4 protein-coding genes and 2 pseudogenes are annotated in these 4,676 nt (G+C 65.9%); 3 read left to right on the top strand and 3 right to left on the bottom strand.

Translation table 11 applies throughout. The features are described 5' to 3' along the window. Nucleotides 1-213: 213 nt before the first annotated feature. A complete protein-coding gene (locus tag HF999_RS21995) occupies nt 214-465 on the top strand; it encodes a hypothetical protein (protein WP_133298647.1) in 252 nt (83 codons plus the stop codon). Here HF999_RS21995 and istB read toward each other — a convergent pair. From istB to HF999_RS21980, 3 genes and pseudogenes are all read right to left on the bottom strand, one after another. Continuing rightward, complete coding sequence (gene istB, locus HF999_RS21990) at nt 462-1,289, bottom strand: IS21-like element helper ATPase IstB (protein ID WP_068526535.1); 828 nt, start codon at nt 1,287-1,289, stop codon at nt 462-464. The two genes, HF999_RS21995 and istB, sit on opposite strands and share 4 nt — an antisense overlap. Next, complete coding sequence (istA, locus tag HF999_RS21985; RefSeq protein ID WP_246208439.1) at nt 1,286-3,043, bottom strand: IS21 family transposase; 1,758 nt, start codon at nt 3,041-3,043, stop codon at nt 1,286-1,288. The genes istB and istA overlap by 4 nt, the downstream gene beginning before the upstream one ends. 146 nt (nt 3,044-3,189) lie before the next feature. Continuing rightward, nucleotides 3,190-3,351 (bottom strand): annotated as a pseudogene (locus HF999_RS21980) (helix-turn-helix domain-containing protein); the annotation flags it as partial. A gap of 156 nt (nt 3,352-3,507) precedes the next feature. On the opposite strand from HF999_RS21980, the gene HF999_RS21975 reads away from it, so the two are divergent. Together HF999_RS21975 and HF999_RS21970 are read left to right on the top strand one after the other, a co-directional pair. After that, nucleotides 3,508-3,861 (top strand): hypothetical protein, encoded by a 354-nt coding sequence (locus tag HF999_RS21975; RefSeq protein ID WP_006898361.1) that lies wholly within the window; start codon nt 3,508-3,510, stop codon nt 3,859-3,861. Between the two features lie 212 nt (nt 3,862-4,073). Further along, a pseudogene (locus HF999_RS21970) lies at nt 4,074-4,550 on the top strand (ISL3 family transposase); the annotation flags it as partial. Between the last annotated feature and the right edge of the window lie 126 nt (nt 4,551-4,676).

The following is a 4,676-nucleotide window of genomic DNA, read 5'->3' as shown; positions in this document are numbered from 1 at the left end:
GGGTCAACGACGAGTACGACTGAGTGAACCCGAGCTCGACGAGCTCGTCGAACAGGGTCTGCGCCCACAGATGCGGGTCCTCGTGCAGGCGGGCGGTCACGTACTCGATGAACGGGACGAACGGATCTGGCTATGTCAAGTTGATCTGGCCCCGGTAGGGCGGTTTCATTCGGCCCCACCTGAGTGGGGCCCTGAGCCGCTAGAGTCCGGGGTGTGGATGGGCGGCCGCGGGTGCGCAGTGTGGTTGCGCCGACTGGTTGGGATCGCGAGTCGGTGCGTGCGTATGCCGAGTTCGTGATCGCGCGTGATGATCAGCTCGGTGATCAGGTATCGGTCCGGGTGAAGATTAAAGACGGGGAGCCACTGCCGAACCTGACGACCCGGTGGACCGTGGTTTATGTCACTCACCAGAACCGGGCCTTGCGCCGGCATCTGTCGGTAGTCAAGGACGAACGCCGCGCTTAGCCCGCGGTAGCTGCTGCTTCGGTGTGAGCCAGGCGGTAGCTGTGAGTGCCGGTTTCGATGATGGTGCCGCGGTAGGTGAGCCGGTCGACGATCGCGGCGCAGAGTCGTGGGTCGGTGAAGGTGTCTGTCCAGCCGGAGAAGGACTGGTTGGAAGCGATCGCGACGCTGTTCTTCTCTTCGCGTTCGGTGAGGACTTGGAAGAGCAGTTCGGCGCCGCGGCGATCGAGTTCCATGTAGCCGAGCTCGTCGATGATGAGCAGGTCAACGCGGCCGTAGCGGTTGATGGTCTTCGCGAGCTGCTTCTCGTCAGCGGCCTCGACCAGCTCGTTCACTAGTTTGGTGGCGAGGGTGTAGCGGACTCTAAAGCCTTGCTCGGCGGCAGCGGTTCCCAATCCGATCAGCAGATGGGATTTGCCGGTTCCGGAGTCGCCGATGAGGCAGAGCGGCAGTCCGTGGCGGATCCAGTCGCCGGTGGCGAGCTGGTGGATGGTGGCGGGTTCGATGTCGGGGTTGGCGTCGAAGTCGAAGTCCGCCAGCCACTTCTCCCGCGGGAACCCCGCGGCTTTGACGCGGCGAACAGTGGAGCGGCGGTCCCGGTCGTCGACTTCGGCGAGCAGGAGTTCGGCGAGGAACCCCTGGTAGGACAATTGCTGCTTGGCGGCGGCGGTGAGGTGCTGGTCGATCATCGACCGCACTGTCGGCAGGCGTAGGCGCCGGCAGGCCTGGTCAACGGCGGCGAGGGCGGCTTCTTCGGTGAGGCCGCCCCGGCGGCGCAACGACGGGGCCAGCGCATTCGTCTGGTTCTTATTGGCGGTTGCGGTCATAGCCGGGTGGGCCTTTCAATCGGTGGTGGGTCCAGCGACTCAATCGGTGGTGGGTCCAGCGACGCAGGTAGCGCGTCGGAGGCAGTGCGTCGCCGGTGCTGCGGGAGCAGGCGGTCGTAGGCCGTAACGCTGGGCAGCGGTCGCCGGTCGGGTGGCAGGCCGGCGATCACCGCCGCGGGGTCTGCGAGCCGTCGTTGGGTGAGGCTGACAACTCGTTGCTCGCGTCGTTCGGCATGGCGATCGAGATGACGGCCAGCGTTGGCCCCACCTGTCTGGTCGGCAGCGACCGAGGCGTGCGCGAGCAGGCGGGCTTCGGCGCGGCGAGCCTCAACGGCGACGACCTCGGCGCTCACCGCCCCGACCCGCAATGCAGCATCGATGCCGGCGATCACCGCCGCGGCGGGCAGGCTGCGGTGCAGCAGCAGGACGTCGATCAGCTCGCTGGTGCCGTCGGTGTCGCCGTTGACTCGTCGGGCGGCGGCCCAGAACGCATCATGGCTGGCGGTGAACACCCCGGCAGCGCGGGCCTGCGCCAACGCCGTTGATCCCGGCAGGGCACCGGGTTTGAACTTGAGCACCTCGAGGTAGTGGTCGAGGTCGATCTTCGCGGTGCCGCGGCCGGCGACCCGTGGATGCCGCGCGACCAGGGTCCGGCCGTCGTAGACCAGCAGCTGGGAGGCTTGTAGTGAGACGCGGACTCGGCGGCCGATCAGGTGCGCCGGCACCGAATACTTCACCATCCGAACGGTGATCATCGCCGACCGATCGACCCGTGGTGTGAGGATCAGGCCCGGGTCGAAATCCTCCACCGGCAGCGGCGCGAGCGCTGCTCGGTCGTGCTCGTAGTCCTGGCCGATGGTGCGCAGTCGTCCGTCGATCCGGCGGCCCTCGTCGCTGTCCTCCCAGGCTTTGATCTGCTCGTTGAGCTCATCGAGGGACTCGACCTGCGGCATTGGGGTCAGCCGGTTGCGGCGGAACCATCCGACCTCGCCTTCAACGCCGCCCTTCTCGTGCGCCCCGGCGATGCCGGGCTGGCAGTAGAACGGATCGAATCCGTAGTGCGAGTGAAACAACGTCCACCGCGGGTTCTCCTGTCGCCGCCGGTCTCCGCCCTGCAGGACCGCGACCACCGCCGAGGTGAGATTGTCGTAGCGGATATGCCGGGTCGGGACCCCGCCGAGCTCGCGGAACGCCTCGACGTGCCCTTCGAGGAACGCTTCCTGCCCGCCGGTCGGATAGACCCGGTGAATGGCCTTGCCCGAGTGCGAGAGCCGGTAGACGAACATGTGGCACTTGGTCTTCACCCCGCCCAGGATCACCCAGACCTCGCCGAAGTCGACCTCCGCCTCCGCGCCCGGGGCGTGGTCCTGGGCGATGAACACCTCCGTCCGGCGGCCGGCCTCCACCTCGATCTGCGCCCGCCGGACCCGCACGTAGTCCCGCACCGTCGAATACGACAACTCGACCGCATCGTGCTCGATCGCCAGGCGTTCCCGGATCCGCGTCGCGGTGTGCCGCTGCTTACGCGGAGCATCCAGATCCGACCGCAACATCTCATCAATCGCCGCCTTGAACCGGTCCAACCGCGGCGACGACCGCTCCGGCGTCTTCCGCGGCGGCGGCTCCGCCGATGACAACGCCTGCCGCACCGTCCTCCGGTGCACGCCATGCTTGCGAGCCAACGCCCGGATACTCATGCCCTCGACCCGGGCGTCCCGCCGGATCTGCGCGAACAGCTCCACCTTCGATCCCATCATTGGCCACCACCTGCTTCGGCTCGGAAACGATGTTCACGAGCAACCATCAGGTGGGGCCAGATCAAACCGTCGCAACACCACCGGCGAGTCGCAAACGGGGCCAGGTCTAGCCGTCGAGCCGGGGCCTCTTCAAGCTGTCATAGCCACGGATCAGCCTCGCGGTGGCGGACGCCGGGTTCGGTTACCCCGTTCAGATAGTTGCGGACGGTCTTGCGGTCCCGTCCGAGATGACGGGCGATCGCTGAGATCGTCCATCCCTGCTTGCGCAGGGCATGTGCTTCCACGGTCTCTCCTTGTGTGAGCATGAGATAAGCGGCCTCCCTCGAAGGCTGGTGCGTGGTCAGAGACCACCAGCATCACGGGGAGGCACGCCCATCGTTGGCGGGTGCACACAAGTGGGGAGATTCAGTTAGCAGAACTGGGGAGAATCAATGAGCGTAGTCACTGGAAGGACATCAACAATGCCCGATAACATAGTTCGCGCAATTCTGATAGCCCACGTCCAGCCCAAGGACAATCTGGAGGACGAGTTCAACCGCTGGTATGACGACATCCACATACCGCAAGTCGTTGACCGAATTGCTGGTGTGGTCTCGGGAAAACGTTACCGGTATGCCGAAGAACAACTTGTCGATGCTTCTGGCGCCCCGCCGACTAGGTATCTGACAATGTACGAGATCGAAACCCACGATCTCGCCGACACCGTCGACCGCCTCGGAGCAGCGCTTACCGACGGCACCCTAGACATGTCGGAGTCGCTCGATACCGAGAACCAGCCGCCGATCCTGCACTTCTATGGCTCGGTCAGCAGCTGACTCTGCACTACCTCCTGGAAAGAGGCCTACCTTGACCATCGACGATTTGGACCACGACCGGCGTCCTGTAGCCGAGCGATAAGTGGCCCTTCCGGATCCGGAGTGCGTAGCTGGGGTTCGCCGGTGATGCGGTGAGGCACAAAATGTAGGGGTCCTGGGGCGTGTGACGATGCAGGTTCTCACGCCACGCATCGAACACCCCAGGACCCGCTTTGAACGCTACCGCCAGCCTGCTTGCCGACACCATCTGCCGCACCGTCGAGCTCGGGGTGACGATCACCGACGCCGCCGTGGCCGACGAGCTCACGCACCTGTTCTGCGCCCCGGTCACACTCGACCCGATCTGCGCCGAGTGCGGGATGGCGGGGCGCCTGCGCGACCACGTCCAGCGGAAGGTCACGGATCTACCGATCGTCGGACATCCCACCAGACTGCACGTGCGGGTACCACGCTTTGTCTGCGACAACGATGACTGCGGCACGAGGATCTTCCAGCAACGCATGCCGGCGTTGGCCGAGCCGCGGGCCAAGACCACCCGCCGCTGCAGCCGCTGGATCCTGCAGCGTCTGGCGATCGACCGCACCAGCGTGTCCGCGGTCGCCAAGGCACTCGGGCTGGGATGGGACCTCGTCAACGACCTGGCGGTCACCGAGACTCGCGCCATGGTCTACGACCAGCCCGGACACTTCGTGGCAGATAGGGCTTGTCGGTACCGCGGGTCCGGCGAGTTGGTACCGCTGTTCCGGCGACCCGGAACCGGCCCGCGCGTGAGGCGGGCCGGCACCGTCGGGGGTTACTCCCAGTAGCCGGTGGTC

This window comes from Tsukamurella spumae (genome assembly GCF_012396015.1).
GTDB classification, from domain to species: domain Bacteria; phylum Actinomycetota; class Actinomycetes; order Mycobacteriales; family Mycobacteriaceae; genus Tsukamurella; species Tsukamurella spumae.
The sequence above is the reverse complement of the archived record's forward strand: the minus strand, read 5'-3'. Positions and strand labels throughout refer to the sequence as shown.